At 60.6% G+C, this 21857-nt stretch carries 20 protein-coding genes; 7 read left to right on the top strand and 13 right to left on the bottom strand.

Annotated features, from left to right (window positions below; genetic code table 11):
• Positions 1-21 precede the first annotated feature (21 nt).
• Positions 22-615, bottom strand: a complete 594-nt coding sequence (gene betI, locus HU755_RS08675; protein WP_042561476.1) for a transcriptional regulator BetI — start codon at positions 613-615, stop codon at positions 22-24.
• Positions 616-1044: 429 nt separating this feature from the next.
• Between betI and betT the strand changes: the two genes are divergently transcribed.
• Positions 1045-3042: a choline BCCT transporter BetT gene (betT, locus tag HU755_RS08670; protein WP_186631582.1), complete on the top strand. Its 1998-nt coding sequence runs from the start codon at positions 1045-1047 to the stop codon at positions 3040-3042.
• Between the two features lie 252 nt (positions 3043-3294).
• Here the strand turns inward: betT and choV are convergent, their stop codons facing one another.
• The 3 genes from choV to HU755_RS08655 all read right to left on the bottom strand — a co-directional run bounded on the left by choV (position 3295) and on the right by HU755_RS08655 (position 6340).
• On the bottom strand, positions 3295-4473 hold the full coding sequence (choV, locus tag HU755_RS08665) for a choline ABC transporter ATP-binding protein (RefSeq protein ID WP_186631579.1): 1179 nt from the start codon (positions 4471-4473) through the stop codon (positions 3295-3297).
• Entirely contained in the window at positions 4470-5315 is an 846-nt protein-coding gene (gene choW, locus HU755_RS08660) for a choline ABC transporter permease subunit (protein WP_186622747.1), read from the bottom strand. Before choW ends, choV begins: the two co-directional genes overlap by 4 nt.
• A 77-nt stretch (positions 5316-5392) precedes the next feature.
• Positions 5393-6340 (bottom strand): choline ABC transporter substrate-binding protein, encoded by a 948-nt coding sequence (locus HU755_RS08655; RefSeq protein WP_186631576.1) that lies wholly within the window; start codon positions 6338-6340, stop codon positions 5393-5395.
• Between the two features lie 436 nt (positions 6341-6776).
• On the opposite strand from HU755_RS08655, the gene HU755_RS08650 reads away from it, so the two are divergent.
• The gene (locus HU755_RS08650; protein ID WP_186549264.1) at positions 6777-8153 is read left to right on the top strand and encodes an L-serine ammonia-lyase; all 1377 of its coding nucleotides are present in this window, start codon (positions 6777-6779) and stop codon (positions 8151-8153) included.
• A 514-nt stretch (positions 8154-8667) separates the two neighbouring features.
• Positions 8668-9771: a GlxA family transcriptional regulator gene (locus HU755_RS08645; protein ID WP_007949927.1), complete on the top strand. Its 1104-nt coding sequence runs from the start codon at positions 8668-8670 to the stop codon at positions 9769-9771.
• Positions 9772-9859: 88 nt separating this feature from the next.
• Here the strand turns inward: HU755_RS08645 and HU755_RS08640 are convergent, their stop codons facing one another.
• The 6 genes from HU755_RS08640 to HU755_RS08615 all read right to left on the bottom strand — a co-directional run bounded on the left by HU755_RS08640 (position 9860) and on the right by HU755_RS08615 (position 15319).
• The gene (locus HU755_RS08640; RefSeq protein WP_186549262.1) at positions 9860-10123 is read right to left on the bottom strand and encodes a hypothetical protein; all 264 of its coding nucleotides are present in this window, start codon (positions 10121-10123) and stop codon (positions 9860-9862) included.
• Between the two features lie 386 nt (positions 10124-10509).
• Positions 10510-11673, bottom strand: coding sequence for a gamma-butyrobetaine dioxygenase (locus tag HU755_RS08635; RefSeq protein ID WP_186631573.1), 1164 nt, complete (start codon positions 11671-11673; stop codon positions 10510-10512).
• Between the two features lie 25 nt (positions 11674-11698).
• On the bottom strand, positions 11699-12175 hold the full coding sequence (locus tag HU755_RS08630; RefSeq protein WP_186631569.1) for a thioesterase family protein: 477 nt from the start codon (positions 12173-12175) through the stop codon (positions 11699-11701).
• Between the two features lie 134 nt (positions 12176-12309).
• Complete coding sequence (locus tag HU755_RS08625) at positions 12310-13275, bottom strand: L-carnitine dehydrogenase (protein WP_186631566.1); 966 nt, start codon at positions 13273-13275, stop codon at positions 12310-12312.
• A 138-nt stretch (positions 13276-13413) separates the two neighbouring features.
• A complete protein-coding gene (locus HU755_RS08620) occupies positions 13414-14301 on the bottom strand; it encodes a 3-keto-5-aminohexanoate cleavage protein (protein ID WP_186631564.1) in 888 nt (295 codons plus the stop codon).
• A 73-nt stretch (positions 14302-14374) separates the two neighbouring features.
• Complete coding sequence (locus tag HU755_RS08615) at positions 14375-15319, bottom strand: choline ABC transporter substrate-binding protein (RefSeq protein ID WP_186631561.1); 945 nt, start codon at positions 15317-15319, stop codon at positions 14375-14377.
• A 190-nt stretch (positions 15320-15509) separates the two neighbouring features.
• Here HU755_RS08615 and HU755_RS08610 point away from each other — a divergent pair, with 190 nt between their 5' ends.
• Positions 15510-16454 carry a GlxA family transcriptional regulator gene (locus HU755_RS08610; protein WP_186549250.1) on the top strand — a complete coding sequence of 315 codons (945 nt, stop codon included), beginning with the start codon at positions 15510-15512 and terminating at the stop codon, positions 16452-16454.
• 121 nt (positions 16455-16575) lie between these two features.
• On the opposite strand, the gene HU755_RS08605 is transcribed toward HU755_RS08610, so the two are convergent.
• From HU755_RS08605 to HU755_RS08595, 3 genes are all read right to left on the bottom strand, one after another.
• A complete protein-coding gene (locus HU755_RS08605; RefSeq protein ID WP_186631558.1) occupies positions 16576-16992 on the bottom strand; it encodes a DUF3010 family protein in 417 nt (138 codons plus the stop codon).
• A gap of 28 nt (positions 16993-17020) precedes the next feature.
• Complete coding sequence (locus HU755_RS08600; protein WP_186622741.1) at positions 17021-17344, bottom strand: helix-turn-helix domain-containing protein; 324 nt, start codon at positions 17342-17344, stop codon at positions 17021-17023.
• A 102-nt stretch (positions 17345-17446) separates the two neighbouring features.
• A complete protein-coding gene (locus HU755_RS08595) occupies positions 17447-17848 on the bottom strand; it encodes a lysozyme inhibitor LprI family protein (protein ID WP_186549246.1) in 402 nt (133 codons plus the stop codon).
• 231 nt (positions 17849-18079) lie between these two features.
• Between HU755_RS08595 and HU755_RS08590 the strand changes: the two genes are divergently transcribed.
• The 3 genes from HU755_RS08590 (at position 18080) to dgcA (ending at position 21742) form a co-directional block, all read left to right on the top strand.
• Positions 18080-19057, top strand: a complete 978-nt coding sequence (locus tag HU755_RS08590; RefSeq protein WP_027610650.1) for a dipeptidase — start codon at positions 18080-18082, stop codon at positions 19055-19057.
• A 78-nt stretch (positions 19058-19135) separates the two neighbouring features.
• Complete coding sequence (locus HU755_RS08585) at positions 19136-19666, top strand: 4-vinyl reductase (RefSeq protein WP_186549244.1); 531 nt, start codon at positions 19136-19138, stop codon at positions 19664-19666.
• A gap of 15 nt (positions 19667-19681) precedes the next feature.
• Positions 19682-21742, top strand: a complete 2061-nt coding sequence (gene dgcA / locus HU755_RS08580; protein ID WP_186622738.1) for a dimethylglycine demethylation protein DgcA — start codon at positions 19682-19684, stop codon at positions 21740-21742.
• Positions 21743-21857: the final 115 nt, after the last annotated feature.

The following is a 21857-nucleotide window of genomic DNA, read 5'->3' as shown; positions in this document are numbered from 1 at the left end:
GCTGAGCGTTTTCTGTGTGCTCTAGCTCACCTGCTTGGCCAATTGGAAATCCATGTATTCGTAAGCGATCTGTTGCGCCTGCGCCGTGTCGAAAGCGTCTCCCGACAGCGCGCCGCGCAACCACAAGCCATCAATCAAAGCTGCCAGGCCTCGGGCGGCGCTGCGCGCATCTTCGAGCGGCAGCACACGGCGGAACTGGCAGCACAGGTTGGAATACAGACGGTGATCGTTGATCCGCTGCAACCTGTGCAAAGACGGCTGGTGCATGCTGGTGGCCCAGAAGGCCAGCCAGGTTTTCATTGCCGGGCCATTGACCTGGCTGGCGTCGAAGTTGCCTTCGATGATCACCTGCAGATGCGCCCGTGGGCTGTCATCTGCCAGCGCCTGACGGCGCGCGGTGACGCTCTCGCTGAGGGCGGTCATCAGGTACCGCATCGTGGCGGCAATCAGGCCGTTCTTGTCCTGAAAGTAATGACTGATGATGCCATTCGAGACACCGGCCAGACGGGCGATCAGCGCAATGCTGGCGTCCCCCATTCCGACCTGATCGACCGCTTGCAACGTGGCTTCGATCAGTTGTTGGCGGCGGATGGGTTGCATACCGACCTTGGGCATCTTGCACATCTCCTTAGGCCTTCCGAGGGGCGAATGACGCCGATCGGATTGAGGGCCAGTCTATTTTGTTTTGATTGAACGTTCAATCAACAAAGAATAAGATCTGCGACAATTCGTCGCTGCCTACAGATTTTTCCTACGCGTGATGACGATAAAAACCGACACCTGAAACGGCTCGAAACCTGCGTGGAGCATGGCGCGGTTCGCGATTCGATGGACGTGTTGAAAGGGCAAGACGCTCGGGGCCAGGTTTCGGATGAACGTCCGGCATCGCTGGCCACGAAAGCGAATACGCAACGCCATTTCGGCAGGTTCGGGCTTTTTTCGGAGTGTCTTTATATCACCCGCCGGTCGGCTGCCAACTAACCGATTGATCGGGTCCCGTGTTGCCTTGTGTTCTTCTCTCGCACTGCCTGGAGCATTTGTGCCATGAGTTCTGCCTCGCTAATAAAGACCCCGCCCGAGAAGGTGACGGTCAACGGTTGGGTGTTCTACACCTCGACCGCGCTGATTCTGTTGTTGACCGCCATTCTGATCATCGCCCCGCAAGAGGCCGGCAGAGTGTTGGGGATGGCCCAGGCCTGGTTGTCGCGCAGCTTCGGCTGGTACTACATGGTGGTGATCGCGGCCTACCTGGTGTTTGTGGTCGGTCTGGCGTTTTCCTCCTACGGCAAACTCAAACTGGGCAGCAAGGACGACACCCCGGATTTCAGTTACGGCGCCTGGGCGGGGATGCTGTTCTCGTCGGGCATCGGTATTTCGCTGCTGTACTTCGGCGCCTCCGAGCCGCTGGATCACTATTTCAATCCGCCAGAAGGCTCATCGGCCACCAACATGGCCGCGCGTCAGGCGGTGCAACTGACGTTCCTGCACTGGGGCCTGCACGGCTGGGCGATTTACGCGCTGGTCGGCTTGGCCGTGGCGTACTTTGCCTATCGGCATAACCAGCCGCTGGCGTTGCGTTCGGCGCTGTATCCGCTGGTTGGCGAGCGTTGGGTCAAAGGCGCGGCCGGTCATGCGGTCGACGGCTTCGGCATGTTCGTGACCCTGCTGGGGCTGGTGACCAACCTGGGCATTGGCTCGCTGCAAGTGTCGTCCGGGCTGGAAAACCTGTTCGGCATGGAACACAGCAACACCAATCTGCTGATCGTGATCATCGTCATGAGCACCGTGGCGACTATCGCTGCCGTGTCGGGCGTGGAAAACGGCATTCGTCGTCTGTCCAACCTGAACATCGTGCTGTTCAGCGGTCTGCTGATCTTCGTTCTGCTGTTCGGCCCGACCCTGCACCTGCTCAACGGCTTCGTGCAGAACATCGGCGACTACCTCAACGGTGTGGTGCTGAAGACGTTCGACTTGTACGTCTATGAAGGCGACAACGCCAAGTCCGACCGCTGGCTGGGCCTGTGGACCCTGTTCTATTGGGCGTGGTGGATTTCCTGGGCGCCGTTCGTGGGCATGTTCATCGCACGGATTTCCCGTGGCCGCAGCGTGCGTGAGCTGGTCGCGGGCGTGCTGCTGATTCCACTGGGCTTCACCTTGGCCTGGCTGTCGATCTTCGGTAACTCGGCGCTGGATCTGGTGATGAACCAGGGCGCGGTGGAGCTGGGCAAGACGGCGCTGGAACAGCCGTCGATGGCGATCTATCAATTGCTTGAGCATTACCCGGCATCGAAGATTGTCATTGGTGTGTCGATCTTCGTCGGCTTCGTGCTGTTCCTGACACCGGCCGACTCCGGTGCGGTGATGATGGCGAATCTGTCGTGCAAGGGCGGCAACGTCGATGAAGACGCGCCGCACTGGCTGCGGATCTTCTGGTCGGTGGTGATTACCCTGGTGACCATCGGTCTGCTGTTCGCCGGTAACTTCGAAGCCATGCAGACCATGGTGGTGCTGGCCGGCCTGCCGTTCTCGGTGGTGCTGATCTGCTTCATGTTCGGCCTGCACAAGGCGATGCGCCAGGATGTGCAGATTGAACAGGAGCAAGCGCAACTGGCCGAGCGCGGGCGTCGCGGATTCAGCGAGCGTTTGACGCAACTGGATCTGCAGCCGAGCCAATCGGTGGTGCAGCGTTTCATGGACAAGCACGTAACCCCGGCGCTGGAGGATGCGGCGGCGCAATTGCGCAATCAGGGGATTGAAGTGCAGACGCTGTTGGGCAAAGCCAAGCGCTGCATGGGCGTGCGGGTCGAGATGGAAGAGGGCAACCCTTTCGTTTACGAAGTGAGCCTGGAGGGCTATCTGGCGACCCCGACCGAATCGGCGCAATCGGATGAGGCTCGTCAGCGTTATTACCGGGCCGAGGTGTATCTGCACAACGGTAGCCAGGATTACGACTTGATGGGCTTCACCCCGGAGCAGATCACCCGGGATGTGCTGGATCAGTTTGAAAGCCATCGGCAGCTTCTTGGGCGGGTGTATAGCTAAGCCTTGAGATTCAGCGGTGCAGTCAGCTGCACCGCTGAACCATTGTGGCGAGGGGATTTATCCCCGTTGGGCTGCGAAGCAGTCCTGAAACCGTCAAACGCGGTTTTATTGAATTACCGCGATTGACGACTTGGGGCCGCTTCGCGACCCATCGGGGATAAATCCCCTCGCCACAGGTTCTCTGTTTGCAGTTGAATATCTGTACAAACAAAAACGCCGCGAGAGTATCGCGGCGTTTTTGTGTCTGCGGGGTTACCCCAGATTCTTGCCCAACAACGCGTGATACAACTCGCTGTCCCCCAGAATCCCGACCACATGGTTGTTGTCGTGAAGCACCAGTTTGTTGCCGGTCTGATAACGAATCTGCAACGCGTCACGCATGCCGATGTTCGAGTCCACCAGCGTCGGCTTGCGCTCCAGGCCTTCCACCGCCTGGCCCGGTGCCCAGTTCTGCAGGTTAAGCACCGAACCGTTCTGCCGCGCGCCCTTGATGGTGTTGCCTTCGGCCAGGTCCAGCCACGAATCGCCGCCCGGATCGAGGCACACCGAGCCGTTGATGCGTTTGCACTTGTCCAGCGTACGCATCAGGCTGCGCCCGCAGAGCACGTTGAGCGGGTTGGTGTGGGCGACGAAGGTGCGCACATAGTCGTCCGCCGGGTTGAGCACGATTTCTTCCGGCACGCTGTACTGGATGATCCGGCCGTCTTTCATGATCGCGATGCGGCTACCCAGTTTGAGCGCCTCGTCGAGGTCGTGGCTCACAAACACGATGGTCTTGCTCAGCTTGCGTTGCAGCTCCAGCAGTTCGTCCTGGAGGCCTTGGCGGATCAGCGGGTCAAGGGCCGAGAACGGTTCGTCCATCAGCAGGATGTCGGCGTCCATCGCCAGCGCACGGGCCAGGCCGACGCGCTGCTGCATGCCGCCGGAGAGTTCATCGGGCTTCTTGTTGCGCCATTGCGTGAGGCCGACCAGTTCGAGTTTTTCATCGACCAGTTTCTTGCGTTCCTTCTCCGGTCGGCCCTGCATTTCCAGACCGAAACTGATGTTCTCGCGCACCGTCAGCCAAGGCATCAGGGCAAACTTCTGGAACACCATGGCAATGCGCTTGGTGCGCATCATTTTCAGCTCGGCCGGGGTGCAGGAAGCGATGTCGATCTGGCGGTTTTCATGCTCGACGAACAGCTTGCCGCGGCTCACGGTGTTGAGGCCGTTGATGCAGCGCAGCAGGCTCGACTTGCCCGAGCCGGACAGGCCCATCAGCACGCAGATTTCGCCCTTGTTGATGTCCAGCGTGGCTTTTTCCACGCCGACGATCTGACCGGTCTTCTTCAGGATCTCGTTGCGGGTCATGCCCTGGTCGAGCAGCTTGAGCGCCTCGCGTGGATCCCTGGAAAAGATTACGTCGACGTCTTCGAAGCGAATAATGCTCATGCGTCACCCCCTACTTTAGCGTCGGGTTGTTTGCAGATACGGTCGAGCATGATCGCCAGCAGTACGATTGCCAGGCCTGCTTCGAAGCCCAGCGCAATATCAGCAGTGTTCAGTGCGTTGACCACCGGTTTGCCAAGTCCGTCGGCGCCGACCAGTGCCGCGATCACCACCATCGACAGCGACAGCATGATGCACTGGGTGATGCCGGCCGCGATGCTCGGCATGGCGTGCGGCAGTTCGATCCGTGAGAGCAGTTGGCGACGCGAGCAGCCGAAGGCCTTGCCGGCGTCCATCAGTTCTTGCGGGACATCGCGGATGCCCAGGTAGGTCAGGCGGATCGGCGCCGCGATGGCGAAGACCACCGTCGAGATCAGGCCTGGCACCACACCCAGCCCGAAGAGGGTCAGGGTAGGAATGAGGTAAACGAAGGTCGGTACGGTCTGCATCAGATCGAGTACCGGCCGCATCATGGTGTAGAACATCGGTTTGTGCGCGGCGATGATGCCCAGCGGCACGCCAATCAACACGCAGACCAGGGTCGCGAACAGCACCTGGGCGAGGGTTTCCATGGTTTCCTGCCAGTACCCCAGGTTGAGGATGAGCAGGAACGAGGCGACCACGAACGCAGTCAGGCCCCATTTGCGCTGGATCATGTGAGCGAGTAGCGCGATCAGGCCAATCAAGACCAGTGGGTTGAACCAGGTCAGCGCAAACGTCACGCCGTGGATCATCGTTTCCAGTGTCACGGCGATTGCGTCGAAGGTGTTGGCGCCGTGTTGCGTCAACCATTCGACGAAGCCCGCGATGTACTGGCCTAAAGGTATTTTCTGATCAATCAGCATGGTAGTGAACGTCCGCATGCAAGGAAATTAACAGCCCGGGCAGGCACGCCTGCCCGGCATAAGCGGTGCCTCTGGAATCAAGGCGCGAGCTTGGCTTTCACGGCCTCCAGGCCAGGTTTACCGTCAATGGTGGTCACGCCAGCGAGCCAGGTTTCGAGCACCTGTGGATTCTTTTTCAGCCAGGCCTTGGCGGCCGCGTCAGGCTTCATTTTGTCGTCAAGGATGTTGCCCATCAGTTCACTTTCCATGTCGACGGTGAACTCCAGGTTTTTCAGCAACTGACCGACATTGCTGCATTCGGTGGCGTAGCCCTTGCGGGTGTTGGTGGCCACGGTGGCGGCACCGAAGTCGGGACCGAAGAAATCGTCGCCGCCGGTCAGGTATTGAATCTTGAAACGCTTGTTCATCGGGTGCGGCGCCCAGCCGAGGAAGACCACGGCGGTGTCGCGTTTCTGTGCACGGTCGACCTGCGAGAGCATGCCGGCCTCGGAGGATTCGACGACTTTGAAACCGGCGTCCTTCAGGCCAAAGGCGTTCTTGTCGATCATGCTCTGGATCAGGCGGTTGCCGTCGTTGCCCGGCTCGATGCCGTAGATCTTGCCGTCGAGTTCTTTCTTGAATTTGGCGATGTCGGCGAAGTCATGCAGGCCTTTGTCGTACAGCGCTTGCGGCACGGCCAGGGTGTATTTGGCGCCCTTGAGGTTGGTGCGCACGGTTTCCACGGTGCCGGCGTCACGGTAGGCCTTGATGTCGTTCTCCATGGTCGGCATCCAGTTGCCGAGGAACACGTCCATGTTCTTGCCGTCGGCCAGCGACTTGTAGGTCACGGGCACCGAGATCATGGTGGTCTTGGTCTTGTAGCCGAGGGCATTGAGCACCACGGAGGTGGTGGCGGTGGTCGCGGTGATGTCGGTCCAGCCGACATCAGAGAAATTAACGGTACTGCACTGTGCCGGTTCTGCAGCTTGCGCCAGTAATGGCAGACTCAGCAGGGCGGCCAACAACAACGACGGGGAACCTTTCATGGATGGACTCCTTGGTGTTTTTTTTGGCAGTGTTCCGACTGTGGACCACCGCACTTATAGGTTGCGGTTGGGTGGCGTTCTGGAGACAGCTGTACCGCAGCGCCTTGCAATCGAGTCATCCCGATCATGTACCAGTGAAAATCTGACGCCTACAGGGAGGGTCGTATCCAGTACAGGGATGGTCGCTTCCAGTGTCGGTGACGTCGCTTACAGCTTTTTTCCGCCCCCGATGACCTTCTGAACTGCATAAAAACGGCGCATTTGCGGGGCGAAAACACTACGGCGCTGGTGGACATGAGTGCGTCGGTGTCAGACGCCGCACGAGCCGGCAAAAGCCCGATGATGCGGGCATTCGGCGGATCGCAGCTTGAGCGTAGCAGCTCCGCCAGCGGGTGCTTTTCACATCCGGACCGGCATCTTCAGGAGCTTCGCAGCAATGGCTATCAGCGTTTTCGACCTGTTCAAAATCGGCATTGGCCCCTCCAGTTCCCACACCGTCGGGCCGATGCGCGCCGCCGCTTTGTTCGTCGAGTCGCTACGCGGCAAGCATCAGTTGGAGCAGGTGCGGCGCATCGAGGTGCAGTTGTTCGGTTCGCTGTCGGCCACCGGCATCGGCCACGGCAGCGACAACGCCGTCATCATGGGTCTGATGGGCGAATGGCCGGACGCAATCGATCCGTTGCAAATCGGCCCGCGCATTCAGGCACTGCGCGAAACCCACACGCTGTTACTTGATGGTCGCTTGTCGGTGCCGTTCGTCTGGGCGCGCGACATGCGCCTGATCGACGAAAACCTGCCGTTCCATCCCAATGCCATGACTCTGGTTGCCGAAGGTGAATCCGGTGAGCTGCACCGCGACACCTATTATTCGGTCGGCGGCGGCTTTGTCGTTGATGAGGCGCAAGCCAGCAGCGGCGTGGTCGATCTGGATCGCACCGAATTGCCTTATGACTTTTCCAGTGCGGTCGAACTGCTCGACCTGTGCAAGAAGAACAACCTGCGCGTCGCCGAACTGATGATGGCCAACGAAAAGGTCTGGCGCAGCGAAGAAGAAATCCGCGCCGGGCTGATGAAGCTGTGGCGGGCCATGCAGGACTGTGTCGAGCAGGGCCTCAAACACGAAGGCATCCTCCCCGGCGGTTTGAACGTGCGGCGGCGCGCGGCGAAGTTGCACCGCAGCCTGCAGGAGTTGGGTAAGCCCAATGTGATCGGCTCAACCCTCAGCGCGATGGAGTGGGTCAACCTGTTCGCCCTCGCGGTCAACGAAGAGAACGCCGCGGGCGGGCGCATGGTCACGGCACCGACCAATGGCGCAGCGGGAATCATCCCGGCGGTGTTGCACTACTTTATGAAGTTCAGCGAGGCGGTCACCGACGCCAACGTCGTCGACTATTTCCTCGGCGCGGCGGCGGTCGGGATTCTGTGCAAGAAGAACGCTTCGATTTCTGGCGCCGAGGTCGGTTGCCAGGGCGAAGTCGGTTCGGCTTGCGCAATGGCGGCGGCGGGGCTGGCGGAGATTCTTGGCGCCACGCCTGAACAGTTGTGCAACGCGGCGGAAATCGGCCTGGAACACAATCTTGGTTTGACCTGCGATCCGGTCGGTGGCCTGGTGCAAGTGCCATGCATCGAGCGCAATGCAATCGCGGCAGTGAAAGCGATCAACGCGGCGCAAATGGCCCTGCGTGGCGACGGTCAGCACTTTATCTCGCTGGACCGGGTGATCCGCACCATGCGCGACACCGGCGCGGATATGCATGACAAATATAAAGAGACCTCCCGGGGTGGATTGGCGGTCAGCGCGGTGGAGTGCTGAAACCGAGTTGCCTCTGTTCGCGAGCAGGCTCACTCCTACAATTTGAAATGCGTTCCCCTGTAGGAGTGAGCCTGCTCGCGATGAGGCAAGACCAGTCAAAACTGCTCACCAAACGAACACCACAAACCAGCCACGCCACCTTTTGGCGCGTCGCAATCAGACAAGAGTCGTTGTCGGTCGTGACTGCTGAGTCGCTACTTGACCGTCCATCACCCGTGCTTGCGGTGACACTCTGTCTGAATCGCGCGCAGGCCCGTTCCCACAAGTGCTACCGATCTGCTCACAGACTGCGCAGCAGGGCCCTGGCAGCGCTTGATGGCACTTCGAAATGCCCTGTTCCGAGGTCTCGAATAGACACGTCGCGAGGTCGTTTTCAGGAGTTATTGAACGCCCATCCAATTTTAGGCATGGCAATTGCTCTGTCATAACAAAGCCCGTCTCCCCGTGAGTACGCCGGCAATAACAAGAGCCTCCGCCTGAGGCCATCACCCGCTTTGTGTGAGGAGATACCGCGATGACGTCGTTCAACTCCGGGGCCCAACCCCAGAACCGTGCGCCTCAATCCATCGGCTTTCTGCTGCTGGACAATTTCACGCTGATTTCTCTGGCGTCCGCAGTAGAACCACTGCGCATGGCCAACCAGTTGTCCGGTCGCGAGCTGTATCGCTGGAGCACCCTCACCGTCGATGGCGGTCAGGTGTGGGCCAGTGACGGTCTGCAGATCACCCCTGACGCCTCCATGCACAAAGCGCCGCCGCTGGACACCGTGATCGTCTGCGGCGGCATCGGCATCCAGCGCACCGTGACCCGTGAACACGTCTCGTGGCTGCAAAGCCAGGCGCGTCAGTCCAAGCGTCTCGGTGCGGTGTGCACCGGCAGTTGGGCGCTGGCCTGCGCCGGTCTGCTCGACGGTTTCGATTGCAGCGTGCACTGGGAATGTCTGGCGGCGATGCAGGAAGCCTTCCCGCGGGTGGCCATGAGCACACGCCTGTTCACCCTCGACCGCAACCGTTTCACTAGCTCCGGCGGCACCGCGCCGCTGGACATGATGCTGCACCTGATCAGCCGCGATCACGGTCGTGAACTGTCGGCGGCGATCTCGGAAATGTTCGTCTACGAGCGCATCCGCAACGAGCAGGATCACCAGCGCGTGCCGCTCAAGCACATGCTTGGCACCAACCAGCCGAAGTTGCAGGAAATCGTCGCGCTGATGGAGGCCAACCTGGAAGAGCCGATCGACCTGGACGAACTGGCGGTCTACGTCGCGGTGTCGCGCCGCCAGCTGGAGCGGCTGTTCCAGAAATATCTGCACTGCTCGCCGTCGCGCTATTACCTCAAGCTACGCCTGATCCGCGCCCGGCAACTGCTCAAGCAGACGCCGATGTCGATCATCGAAGTGGCCTCGGTATGTGGTTTCGTCTCCACGCCGCACTTCTCCAAGTGCTACCGCGAATACTTCGGCATCCCGCCGCGTGACGAACGCGTGGGCTCCAACACCACCCAGCAAGTGGCGATGCTGCCGCTGCCGCAGGCCATCGTGATGTCGCCGCTGTCGGGGCCGATGTCGGCGCTGAGTCAGGCGCGCAATGAGTCCACTTTTGCCAGTGTAAGGCTGTAGACCGAGTCATCGTTCTTCGCGAGCAGGCTCGCTCCCACGGTTGGAATGCATTCCAGAGTGGGAGCGAGCCTGCTCGCGAAGGGATTTATCAGGCGCGGTGGGACTGTTGGTAATCCGCCAGGGCCGGCAGCAATTGCTTGTCGATCGCCTGGCGCACCGCCGGCTGGATACTGGCGCCGCTGGTGTACATGTCCTTGACCATCTTGCGCAGTTCAAACGCGCGAACATTATCCAGACCACGCACAGCGCACTCACAGGCCTGATCGGCCGTGGTGCCGCTCGGCACCTGAATGCCCAAGGCCTTGAGCTGGCCCAGCAGATCTTCCTGGTCAATCAAATCGGCGTACATCATCACGCAAATCCTTCTGTGGCAACGGAGGTCTTGGATCGATTCTGGTAGCCACGGCCGGGCGCGGCAAGGGCGATTTGTCGCAGTGGCTATGACGACTATGAACAGGTCGTTTTCGGCTAACTGAGCCGCTTGGCGAGTGGGCACACTGGCTCCAGCTCGCTTCACGAAGGTTTGGTCACCCTCGCCTGGGCAGCTCCTCGACAGTACCCTCCTCAGCTCCGATCCTGTCACGGCTTGATCGGGGTTTTTTTTGCCTGTGAATCAGCCAGAGATTTGTTGTTCCCGCTGACGCTTTCGCGAGCAGGCTCGCCCCACTTTGGAATGCGTTCCCCTGTGGGAGCGAGCCTGACTCCGGGCGGCGTTCCGACGAAGAACGATGACGCGGTCTAACGTTGCAACACCAGAATCCGCGACAACAACTCATCCCGGTCGACATAGCAGCCCTGAAAATGCCGCGCCCCGGTCGCCGGATCGAACGCATTGCGCGCATGCAGTGTGCGGCGATTATCGAAGCACCACAGCTCGCCCGGATTGAGCCGCTGCATCAGACGAAACCGCGGCTCGCGCGTCATCGCCATAAACCGCCGATAGGCTCTATAGAGCAACGGCATCTGCTCCACCGAGGTATCGAACGCGCCGCGCAGAAAGTTCGCCATGCGAATCTCCGCGACCCGGCCCAGCGCATCCAGCGCGATGATCGGCGCCAGACAGCGGTAGTCGCTGTGCCTGTCCTTGTTGCGAAATTCCACGGGGATTTCACAGAGCGCCTGAAACGAGGCTGGGTCTTCACTGCGCAACGCATCGGCAATCGCAAAACCGTCGACGAAAATACTTTCGCCACCTTCGGCATCGTTCATCAGGCAATGCAGAAATTGCAGCCCCGGTTGCAACTCGCGAGTCGGCAAATCCGTGTGCAAGGGTAGGTTGAAAGCGGTATAGGCATTGCTGTCGGCATCGGCTTTGGATTGCACGTTGAACAGCACGCCGAAATTGCTTTCGCGGATGAACGAGATGCGTTGGGCAATGAGTTTCAGCGAGCCGGGTGCGGTGGGCACGCCGCGCACCTGGGTCAGGCCGATGTCACGCACGGCAATCAGCCATTGCAGCAAAGCCGCCGGGTCTTCCATCAACGCCGTGTACTCGAACACCGGCAACTGCAAATCGCTGCGCCATAAATGGCTTTGCGGTTGGCCGGCCAGGCGTTCGGCGCGCGATTGATCGTCATAGGCATGCGCCCGCAGCCAGCCCGGGTCGAAACGGCTACGGTGGCCGTCGTGCCAGTCGAGGCACAGGCAGCCCTCGGCATCGATGTGCGCGGCAGTCGGTTGCAGATCGTCGGGCGCATCGACAATTTCGAAGACCTGCTCGCGGGTGACGCTGTAGACGCACTGTTGGCACGGGCAGTTGTCCCGTAGCCAGACATGGTGGAACGGGCTGATGCGCCCGTCCGCCCATTCGACGGCAACGCGATCGGCCATGGTCTGCACGCAACCGAGCGCGCTGATCAACGGATAAGTACGAAAATCGGCAACAGCGGCGGCGGTGTTCATGGCGGCTCCTTGGCGATGGGTGGATTTACCGGGCGGGTGGCAGGGCGATGACGCGACCGAGGTAAGCGGGGGCGGGCAGGTCGGTTTGATCGGCGACGATAGCTTGCAGGCGATGCAGCGTGTCGGGGCTGAACGGCGCCGAGCGCGGTCCCGCGAGGTCGACATGCAGAAGCATTTGCTCGTTGCCAGCCAGTTCCTGCTCGTCCCCGACCTTGTACAGGCTGTGATAGAGGTGCAGGCGTTTGCTGTCGTGACCGATGATCTGCGTACGCACTTCGACCTCGGTATCGAGCTTCACTTCGTGCAGGTAGTTGAGGTGCAGTTCGAGGGTGAACAGCGAATGGCCGCTGGCTTCGCGGTTGTTGCTGTCCATGCCGAGGCGATCCATCAGGGCGTCGGTGGCGTAGCTGAAAATCAGCAGGTAAAAGGCGTCGCGCAGGTGGCCGTTGTAGTCGACCCAGTCGGGGATGATTCTGGTCTGGTAGGTGGTGAGGCTGGGCATAGCACGGCTCCGATGTTGATATTGACTGGACTGCCGCTTTCGCGAGCAAGCCCGCTCCCACATTGGTTTCGTGCACGACGCAGATCCCATGTGGGAGCGGGCTTGCTCGCGAAGAGGCCAGACCTGCTGACTTGTTACTCGCTGAAACTCATCCCATGCTTTTCCTTGGTGGTCTTCACCGCTTCAAGCACCGCCAGCAGGCAATCATCACGATAGCGTTCCAGCGCCGAAATGCTGTGCCGACCGAGCTGATCAGTGGTGCCATCGACCACGTCATCAATCAGCTTGTCAGTCAGTTCCGGCGCCGGCAGATAGGTCCACGGCAACTGCAACGCCGGGCCGAACTGCGACATGAAGTGGCGCATGCCGGCATCGCCGCCCGCCAGGGTGTAAGTCAGGAATGTGCCCATGAACGACCAGCGCAAACCGGCGCCAAAGCGAATCGCATCGTCGATCTCGCCGGTGGTCGCCACGCCGTCATTGACCAAGTGCAGCGCCTCGCGCCACAGCGCTTCAAGCAAGCGGTCGGCAATAAATCCGGGCACTTCCTTGCGCACATGCAGCGGGCGCATGCCGAGGGATTCATAGACTTGCATGGCCGCCTGGATCGCCTCGGGCGCGGTGTGCTTGCCGCCCACCACTTCCACCAGCGGCAACAGGTAGACCGGGTTGAACGGGTGCCCGACCACGCAGCGGTCCGGGTGTGTCGAACTCTCGTAGAACTCGCTGGGCAGCAGGCCCGAGGTGCTCGATCCGATCAGCGCGTCAGGTTTGGCCGCTGCGCTGATTTTGCTGTGCAGGTCCAGTTTCAGCTCCAGCCGCTCCGGGGCGCTTTCCTGAATGAAATCGGCATCACGCACGCATTCCTCGATGGTCGCGACAAAGCGCAGGCGATCCAGTGAGGCGCCCGGCGCCAGACCGTTTTTCTCCAGCGCACCCCAGGCATTCGCGACGCGTTTGCGCAGCGCCGCTTCGGCTCCCGGCGCCGGGTCCCAGGCGACCACATCCAGACCATGGGCGAGGGCACGAGCGACCCAGCCGCTGCCGATTACACCGCTACCGAGGGCGGCGAAGGTTTTGATTTCGGTGATAAAGCGCATGATGGATTTCCTGAAATTGGCTCGAAATCTGTAGGAGTGAGCCTGCTCGCGATAGCGGTTGTTCATCCGCTGGAGATGCTTCGGATGTACTGACGCCATCGCGAGCAGGCTCACTCCTACAAGGGAAATGGGTGTTCATTAGCCGCGCTGGGTCAGGCCCATTTTCTGGCGACCTTCTGCGGGCGTGAGTACGCGGGCACCCAGTCGGCTGAGGATTTCCGCTGCGCGTTCAACCAACTGCCCATTGGTCGCCAGTACGCCTTTGTCCAGCCACAGGTTGTCTTCAAGGCCGACCCGCACGTTGCCGCCCAGCAACACCGCTTGCGCGGCCATCGGCATCTGCATGCGGCCGATGCCGAAACCGGCCCACACCGCGTCGGCCGGCAGGTTGTCGACCATGGCTTTCATGGTGGTGGTGTCGGCCGGCGCACCCCACGGGATGCCCAGGCATAGCTGGAACAGCGGGTTGTCGAGCAAGCCTTCCTTGATCAACTGCTTGGCGAACCACAGGTGACCGGTGTCGAAAATCTCCAGTTCGGCCTTCACACCCAGTTCGGTGATGCGTTTGGCCCCGGCGCGCAGTTGCGCTGGCGTGGAGACGTAAATAGTGTCGCCGTCGCCAAAGTTCAGCGTGCCGCAATCGAGGGTGCAGATTTCCGGCAGCAGTTCTTCCACGTGGGCCAGACGAGTCAGCGGGCCGACCAGATCGGTGTTCGGGCCGAATTCCATCGGGCTCTCCCCGGCACCGATTTCCAGGTCGCCGCCCATGCCGGCGGTGAGGTTGACGATGATGTCGACGTCGGCTTCGCGGATGCGCTCCATCACTTCGCGGTACAACGCCACGTCACGGCTGAACTTGCCGGTCTGCGGGTCGCGCACATGGCAGTGCACAACGGTGGCGCCGGCCTTGGCCGCTTCCACGGCGGCCGCGGCGATCTGTTTCGGGGTGACCGGCACATGTGGACTTTTGGCGGTCGTGTCGCCAGCACCGGTAAGTGCGCAGGTGATGATGACGTCGTGGTTCATGGTGCGTTTCCTTCAGGCGTGATGGTTCTGTCCGCAGCCCGTGCGGGGCTGCGAAGCGTCGATTCGGTGTGCGTTACTTGCTGGTCAGTTGCAGATTTTCAGCGGCCGGTTTGCCATCAAAAGTCGTTACACCTTCGAGCCAGCGTTGTTTGTCTTCGGGGTGATCCTTGAGCCACTGCTTCGCCGACTCGAAGGCGTCCTTGTGATCAAGCAACGGCTGCATCATTCGGCTCTCGGATTCAGCGGTGAAGGTCAGGTTGCTCAGCAGGCGACCGATGTTCGGGCATTGCTCGGCGTACTTCGGTGCCGTGACCGTCCACACCGTGGCCATGCCTTCGTTCGGGCCGAGCGCGTCGTCACTGCCGGTCAGATAGGTCATCTGCACGTTGACGTTCATCGGGTGCGGCGCCCAGCCGAAGAACACCACGGCTTCCTTGCGGCGCACCGCGCGATCGACGGCGGCGAGCATGCCGGCCTCGCTCGATTCGACGAGCTGAAATTTACCCAGACCGAACTGGTTCTTGGCGATCATCGCCTTGATCTGCGTGTTGGCGCCCGAGCCAGGCTCGATGCCGTAAATCTTGCCGCCCAGTTCCTTCTCGAATTTGGCGATGTCGGCGAAAGTTTTCAGGCCCTTGTCGGCCAGATACGTCGGCACGGCGAGAGTGGCGCGCGCATCTTTCAGGCTGGGCGCATCGAGCACTTTGACCTGATTGGCCTCGACGAACGGAGTGATGGTCTGCGTCATCAGCGGGTTCCAGTAACCGAGGAACAGGTCCAGGCGCTGATCGCGAATCCCGGCGAAGATGATCTGCTGGGAGGCGCTGGTCTGTTTGGTGCTGTAGCCGAGGCCGTCGAGCAGGACCTGGGTCATGGCACTGGTGGCGATCACGTCAGTCCAGTTGACCACGCCCATGCGTACGTTCTTGCACGATGCAGGTTCGGCGGCCATGACGCCGGCGCTGAAGAAAGCGGTACCGCTGAGTGCAAGAACGCAGCTGCTGATCAGTCGTTTCATGTCGGGTTCCTCGGCAGTTCGATTATTGTGGTTTCCGGCATCTGCGCACCGGTGATGCCAAGTTACGCAGCTACGGGCCGGTGAAAGCGCACTGCGGCGACTGGCATTTGCACTGTAGCGACCTGCACGCTTGAACGGCGCCGACAATCGGCGTATCAACGAGCCACGCGTCCGCCAACCGAGTGCGCCCATGTCCCAGGATTTCTACTTTTTGCTGATGCCGGGGTTCTCCGCCATCGGCTTTATCTCCGCGATCGAACCGCTGCGCGTAGCCAACCGTTTTCGCGGGGAGCTGTATCGTTGGCATGTTCTCAGCGCCGATGGCGGCGCGGTGCTGGCGAGTAACGGCATGTCGGTCAACGCCGACGCGGCGCTGGAGCCGCTGAAGAAAGGCGCGACATTGCTGGTGGTGGCCGGGTTCGAACCGCTGAAATTCATGACGCCGGCGCTGGAGCAGTGGTTGCGCCGGCTGGATAAGGAAGGCGTGACCCTCGGCGCCATCGACACCGGCAGCTTCGTCCTCGCCGAAGCGGGCTTGCTCGATGGGCATCGCCTGACCCTGCACTGGGAAGCTATTGACGCGTTCAAGGAATCTTATCCACAGCTCAGCGTGACCCAGGAGCTGTTCGAGATCGACCGGCGGCGGATCACCTCGGCCGGTGGCACGGCTTCGATTGATTTGATGCTCGACCTGATCGCCCAGGCCCACGGCCCGCAACTGGCGATTCAGGTCAGCGAGCAGTTCGTGCTCGGGCGCATTCGCCCGCGCAAAGACCACCAGCGCATGGAAGTCGCCACGCGCTACGGCATCAACAACAAGAAACTGGTGCAGGTGATTGGCGAGATGGAGCAACACAGCGAACCGCCGCTGACCACGCTGCAATTGGCGGAGTCGATCAAGGTCACGCGGCGGCAACTGGAGCGTTTGTTTCGGCTGCATCTGAACGATACGCCGAGCAACTTCTATCTACGGTTAAGGCTTGAGAAAGCCCGGCAGCTGTTGCGCCAGACCGACATGAGCGTGCTCGAAGTCAGCATCGCCTGCGGCTTTGAATCACCGTCGTATTTCACCCGCAGCTATCGCGCCCGCTTCGCCCGCTGCCCCCGGGAAGACCGGCGTACCGCGCAGGCCTGAATGGATGCACACAAACCCCCTGTAGGAGTGAGCCTGCTCGCGATAGCGGTCTATCAGCCAACATTTGCGGGACTGACCCACCGCTATCGCGAGCAGGCTCACTCCTACAATTTGATCGGCGTTACTTCTTCATCAACGCCGAGCATGCCGCCTTGTAAGCCTCATGCTGATATTTGTTCAGCGTCCCCGGCAGCTCGAAATTATGCTTCTTGGCCTGCGCATTGATCGTCTGCGGCGACAACAGCGTCACTTCACAGCCATCAAGCAACTGAAACACACCCTCAATCTTGAACGTCGTCGGCCCACCGGCAAACTCACCCTTCTTGCTGCGCTTCTTGATCGCAATCCGGTCCACCGAATTCTCCCGCACAAACGACGCCACCTGCGCCGCGAACCGCCGCACATTCGCCGCCTCGTCATCCTCTTCAAGCGCAATCTTTTTTGTCGCGAGAGGGACGTGACTCAACGTCGAACCGTCGAGCGCAGCCACAGCGATGATCGCTTCGCTGCCTTTGATTTCAATGCCGCAGATGTTCATGGGAGTTCCTTTGAATAAAGAGGGCAGCCTACAGCTCGAGCTGACTGGCTGTGATGCCGAACGCGGCGGCGATTTTCTCGCGGGTGGCCTTGCGGGGCTTGGCGACTGTTTCCTGCTGGGCAAACGCCGGTTGCGAGATGCCCATGCGCTTGGCGACTTCTTCCTGAGTCAGGTTGAGATGTTCGCGCCAGGCACGGATCGGTGTTGCCCCATCGACCATCCGACTGACGACCTCGTGGGGAGTCAGGTCGGGCTGCATTTTTTGCGCAACGTACTGCGCGTACGGAATGACCACGAAGGAAGGGTTGCCCTCGGCGTCGTTGATGATCTGGATGTCTTTAGACATTTTCATGGTCGGAAAAATATAAGTCTTTTATAGGACTCTAAGATCTTTACTTATATTTCTCACGAAACCAATCAACAAGAATTGACGGCATGTTACGAGAGGTCAGGATCACTCCTGCCCAATCGACTCCAAAAACTCCGACCGCTCGTCACTCATCCGCGCCACGCAGTCATTCTGCGCAATGGTGAACGCCTTGCTGCCAGCGGTAGCCGGGAACGCTTCCACCGCGCAGTCGGCATCGCGGGTTTTCAGCCATTGCTGCTGTGCCGTCTTCAACTTGGCAGTGATATCCGCCAGCTGTGTCGGGTTCTTGCCGTACGCAGTCTGCAGGCGTTCGTTGAGGCTGGCGTAGTTGTCTTTGAGCAGGTCTTCGGCGGTGGTGCGGCTGTAGGCCGAGCATTCCAGGGTCTGGATGTCGTTTTCCACCGCGTCGCACGGGTTGTTCTCGGATTCTTCAGCGGCGTGGACGCCGGTCGCAATCAGTGCCAGGGCGAGGAAGATCGATTTCATTGAGGTCGCTCTAATCCAGTGGTGTGTGCAGGATGCGGCAGATTCTGGCGCAAGCGCGCAGGCTTGAACAGGTCGCCGAGCGCAGCGGCCGACGACCCTTTGTCGCGGATTGACGCTTTCGGCAATTCCCCTGTCGTTTTTGCACCCGGTCGCCCCGGCACCGAGGCATATGCTGGCCCCAAAGCGCCGGCAGACGATTCGGCGCATGAATCGCCAATAAGGGGACGCCTGATGAGCCCAGCCGAATTACACGCCGACAGCATCGTTATCGACGGTCTGATCATTGCCAAATGGAACCGCGAGCTGTTCGAAGACATGCGCAAGGGCGGTCTGACGGCAGCCAATTGCACCGTGTCGGTGTGGGAAGGCTTTCAGGCGACCGTGAACAACATTGCTGCCAGCCAGAAGCTGATCCGCGAGAACAGCGACCTGGTGATGCCGGTGCGCACCACCGCCGACATCCGTCGCGCCAAGGAGCAGGGCAAGACCGGCATCCTCTTCGGCTTCCAGAATGCCCACGCCTTCGAAGACCAGATCGGCTATGTCGAAGTGTTCAAGCAGCTCGGCGTCGGCATCGTGCAAATGTGCTACAACACCCAGAACCTGGTCGGCACCGGTTGCTACGAGCGTGACGGCGGGCTGTCAGGTTTCGGTCGCGAGATCGTCGCCGAGATGAACCGCGTCGGCGTCATGTGCGACCTGTCCCACGTCGGTTCCAAGACCTCCGAAGAAGTCATCCTCGAATCGAAAAAACCGGTGTGCTACTCGCACTGCCTGCCGTCGGGTCTCAAAGAGCACCCGCGCAACAAGTCCGATGAAGAACTGAAGTTCATTGCCGACCACGGCGGTTTCGTCGGCGTGACCATGTTCGCGCCGTTCCTCGCCAAGGGCATCGATTCGACCATCGACGATTACGCCGAAGCCATCGAATACACCATGAACATCGTCGGCGAAGACGCCATCGGCATCGGTACCGATTTCACTCAGGGCCACGGCCAGGACTTCTTCGAATACCTGACCCACGACAAGGGTTACGCCCGCCGTCTGACCAGCTTCGGCAAGATCATCAACCCGCTGGGCATCCGCACCGTCGGCGAATTCCCCAACCTCACCGAAACCCTGCTCAAGCGCGGTCACTCCGAACGCGTGGTGCGCAAGATCATGGGCGAGAACTGGGTCAACGTCTTGAAGGATGTCTGGGGCGAATAAGCCGCCGCACTTCTGAATCCTTTCCCCCGGCCATCCGCGCCGGGGGCAACAAACCAAATTTTCTGGAGTTAAGTTTCCATGGCCAAGATCGCCCCGCAATTGCCTATCGAAGTCGACAGCGAGACCGGTGTCTGGACCTCCGACGCCCTGCCGATGCTCTACGTACCGCGGCATTTCTTCGTCAACAACCACATGGGCATCGAGGAAGTGCTGGGCGCTGACGCCTACGCCGAAATCCTCTACAAGGCCGGCTACAAATCCGCCTGGCACTGGTGTGAAAAGGAAGCCGAATGCCACGGCCTGGAAGGCGTCGCGGTGTTCGAGCACTACATGAAACGCTTGTCGCAACGCGGCTGGGGCCTGTTCAAGATTCAGGACATCGACCTCGACAAAGGCACCGCCAGCGTCAAGCTCGAGCACTCCGCATTCGTCTACGTCTATGGCAAGGTCGGGCGCAAGGTCGATTACATGTTCACTGGCTGGTTTGCCGGTGCCATGGACCAGATCCTCGAGGCGCGTGGCAGCAAAATCCGCACTGTGGCCGAACAAGTCTACGGAGGCTCCGAAGAGGGCCACGATGACGGCTTGTTTATCGTCAAGCCGTTGTAAGCCGAGGACCGTGCCATGGCTTTCGAAGCAATGTTCCAGCCGATCCAGATCGGCAAACTGACCATCCGCAACCGCGTGCTCAGCACTGCGCACGCCGAGGTCTACGCGACTGACGGCGGCATGACCACCGAGCGCTACGTCAAATATTACGAAGAGAAAGCCAAGGGCGGCATCGGCCTGGCGATCTGCGGCGGCTCCTCGGTGGTCGCCATCGACAGCCCGCAGCAATGGTGGAGCTCGGTGAACCTGTCGACCGACCGGATCATTCCGCACTTCCAGAATCTGGCCGACGCCATGCACAAGCATGGCGCCAAGATCATGATCCAGATTACCCACATGGGTCGCCGCTCGCGCTGGGACGGTTTCCATTGGCCGACGCTGATGTCGCCGTCGGGCATCCGTGAACCGGTGCACCGCGCCACCTGCAAGACCATCGAGCCGGAAGAAATCTGGCGGGTGATCGGCAACTACGCCCAGGCCGCGCGCCGGGCCAAGGCCGGTGGCCTTGACGGTGTTGAGCTGTCGGCCGTGCACCAGCACATGATCGACCAGTTCTGGAGCCCGCGCGTCAACAAGCGCACCGACGAATGGGGCGGCAGCTTCGAAGGCCGAATGAAGTTCGGTCTGGAAGTGCTCAAAGCCGTGCGCGCCGAGGTCGGTGACGACTTCTGCGTGGGCATGCGCCTGTGCGGTGACGAGTTTCACCCGGACGGCCTGTCCCACGAAGACATGAAGCAGATCGCCAAGTATTACGACGACACCGGCATGCTCGATTTCATCGGCGTGGTCGGCTCGGGTTGCGACACCCACAACACCCTGGCCAACGTCATTCCGAACATGAGTTATCCACCGGAGCCGTTCCTGCACCTGGCTGCCGGGATCAAGGAAGTGGTCAAGGTGCCGGTGCTGCACGCGCAGAACATCAAGGACCCGAACCAGGCCACGCGCATTCTCGAGGGCGGCTACGTCGACATGGTCGGCATGACCCGCGCGCATATTGCTGACCCGCACCTGATCGCCAAGATCAAGATGGGCCAGATCGACCAGATCAAGCAGTGCGTGGGCGCCAACTATTGCATCGACCGCCAGTATCAGGGTCTGGACGTGCTGTGCATCCAGAACGCTGCGACCTCCCGCGAATACATGGGCGTGCCGCACATCATCGAGAAATCCACCGGGCCGAAACGCAAGGTGGTGATCGTTGGTGCCGGCCCGGCCGGGATGGAAGCCGCACGCGTGGCTGCCGAGCGTGGCCACGACGTGACGCTGTTCGAGAAAAAAGACTTTATCGGCGGGCAGATCACTACGGCGTCGAAAGCGCCGCAGCGCGACCAGATTGCCGGTATCACCCGTTGGTTCCAGCTGGAACTGGCGCGACTGAAAGTCGATCTTCGTCTGGGCACGGCGGCCGATGCCGCAACCATCATGGACCTGCGTCCGGATGTGGTGGTGCTGGCGGTCGGCGGTCATCCGTACCTTGAGCAGAACGAGCACTGGGGCGCGGCCGAAGGGCTGGTGGTCAGCAGCTGGGACGTGCTCGACGGCAAGGTCGCGCCCGGCAAGAACGTGCTGGTCTACGACACCATTTGCGAGTTCACCGGGATGTCGGTCGCCGACTTCCTCGCCGACAAAGGCAGCCAGGTCGAGATCGTCACCGACGACATCAAACCGGGCGTGGCCATCGGCGGCACATCGTTCCCGACCTACTACCGCAGCATGTACCCGAAAGAAGTGATCATGACCGGCGACATGATGCTGGAGAAGGTCTACCGCGAGGGCGACAAACTGGTTGCGGTGCTGGAGAACGAATACACCGGTGCGAAAGAGGAGCGGGTGGTCGATCAGGTGGTCGTCGAAAACGGCGTACGCCCGGACGAGGAAATCTACTACGCGCTCAAGGACGGCTCGCGCAACAAGGGCCAGATCGACGTCGAAGCGCTGTTCGCGATCCAGCCGCAGCCTTCGCTGAGCGAGGCGGGCGACGGCTACTTGCTGTTCCGCATCGGCGACTGCGTGGCGCAGCGCAACACGCACGCCGCGATCTATGACGCACTCAGACTGTGTAAAGACTTCTAAAGGCTTGCACACAACCCTGTGGGAGCGAGCTTGCTCGCGAAAGCGGTGGGTCAGTCGACATCGATGTTGAATGTCAGTCCGCCTTCGCGAGCAAGCTCGCTCCCACAGGAACCGA

It is taken from the genome of Pseudomonas sp. SWRI111 (genome assembly GCF_014268555.1).
Taxonomy (GTDB): Bacteria; Pseudomonadota; Gammaproteobacteria; order Pseudomonadales; family Pseudomonadaceae; genus Aquipseudomonas; species Aquipseudomonas hamedanensis.
This window is presented reverse-complemented; position numbering and strand designations above follow the sequence as displayed.

Excerpts from the sequence above, each read along its gene's own strand:
- HU755_RS08590 (WP_027610650.1), top strand. The coding sequence starts at position 18,080 with ATGAGCCCAGCCGAATTACACGCCGACAGCATCGTTATCGACGGTCTG.
- HU755_RS08600 (WP_186622741.1), bottom strand. The coding sequence starts at position 17,344 with ATGAAAATGTCTAAAGACATCCAGATCATCAACGACGCCGAGGGCAAC.
- HU755_RS08640 (WP_186549262.1), bottom strand. The coding sequence starts at position 10,123 with ATGATGTACGCCGATTTGATTGACCAGGAAGATCTGCTGGGCCAGCTC.
- HU755_RS08645 (WP_007949927.1), top strand. The coding sequence starts at position 8,668 with ATGACGTCGTTCAACTCCGGGGCCCAACCCCAGAACCGTGCGCCTCAA.
- HU755_RS08605 (WP_186631558.1), bottom strand. The coding sequence starts at position 16,992 with ATGAACATCTGCGGCATTGAAATCAAAGGCAGCGAAGCGATCATCGCT.
- betT (WP_186631582.1), top strand. The coding sequence starts at position 1,045 with ATGAGTTCTGCCTCGCTAATAAAGACCCCGCCCGAGAAGGTGACGGTC.
- HU755_RS08635 (WP_186631573.1), bottom strand. The coding sequence starts at position 11,673 with ATGAACACCGCCGCCGCTGTTGCCGATTTTCGTACTTATCCGTTGATC.
- HU755_RS08630 (WP_186631569.1), bottom strand. The coding sequence starts at position 12,175 with ATGCCCAGCCTCACCACCTACCAGACCAGAATCATCCCCGACTGGGTC.
- HU755_RS08585 (WP_186549244.1), top strand. The coding sequence starts at position 19,136 with ATGGCCAAGATCGCCCCGCAATTGCCTATCGAAGTCGACAGCGAGACC.
- HU755_RS08620 (WP_186631564.1), bottom strand. The coding sequence starts at position 14,301 with ATGAACCACGACGTCATCATCACCTGCGCACTTACCGGTGCTGGCGAC.
- HU755_RS08655 (WP_186631576.1), bottom strand. The coding sequence starts at position 6,340 with ATGAAAGGTTCCCCGTCGTTGTTGTTGGCCGCCCTGCTGAGTCTGCCA.
- HU755_RS08595 (WP_186549246.1), bottom strand. The coding sequence starts at position 17,848 with ATGAAATCGATCTTCCTCGCCCTGGCACTGATTGCGACCGGCGTCCAC.
- dgcA (WP_186622738.1), top strand. The coding sequence starts at position 19,682 with ATGGCTTTCGAAGCAATGTTCCAGCCGATCCAGATCGGCAAACTGACC.
- choW (WP_186622747.1), bottom strand. The coding sequence starts at position 5,315 with ATGCTGATTGATCAGAAAATACCTTTAGGCCAGTACATCGCGGGCTTC.
- HU755_RS08610 (WP_186549250.1), top strand. The coding sequence starts at position 15,510 with ATGTCCCAGGATTTCTACTTTTTGCTGATGCCGGGGTTCTCCGCCATC.
- HU755_RS08625 (WP_186631566.1), bottom strand. The coding sequence starts at position 13,275 with ATGCGCTTTATCACCGAAATCAAAACCTTCGCCGCCCTCGGTAGCGGT.
- choV (WP_186631579.1), bottom strand. The coding sequence starts at position 4,473 with ATGAGCATTATTCGCTTCGAAGACGTCGACGTAATCTTTTCCAGGGAT.
- HU755_RS08650 (WP_186549264.1), top strand. The coding sequence starts at position 6,777 with ATGGCTATCAGCGTTTTCGACCTGTTCAAAATCGGCATTGGCCCCTCC.
- betI (WP_042561476.1), bottom strand. The coding sequence starts at position 615 with ATGCCCAAGGTCGGTATGCAACCCATCCGCCGCCAACAACTGATCGAA.
- HU755_RS08615 (WP_186631561.1), bottom strand. The coding sequence starts at position 15,319 with ATGAAACGACTGATCAGCAGCTGCGTTCTTGCACTCAGCGGTACCGCT.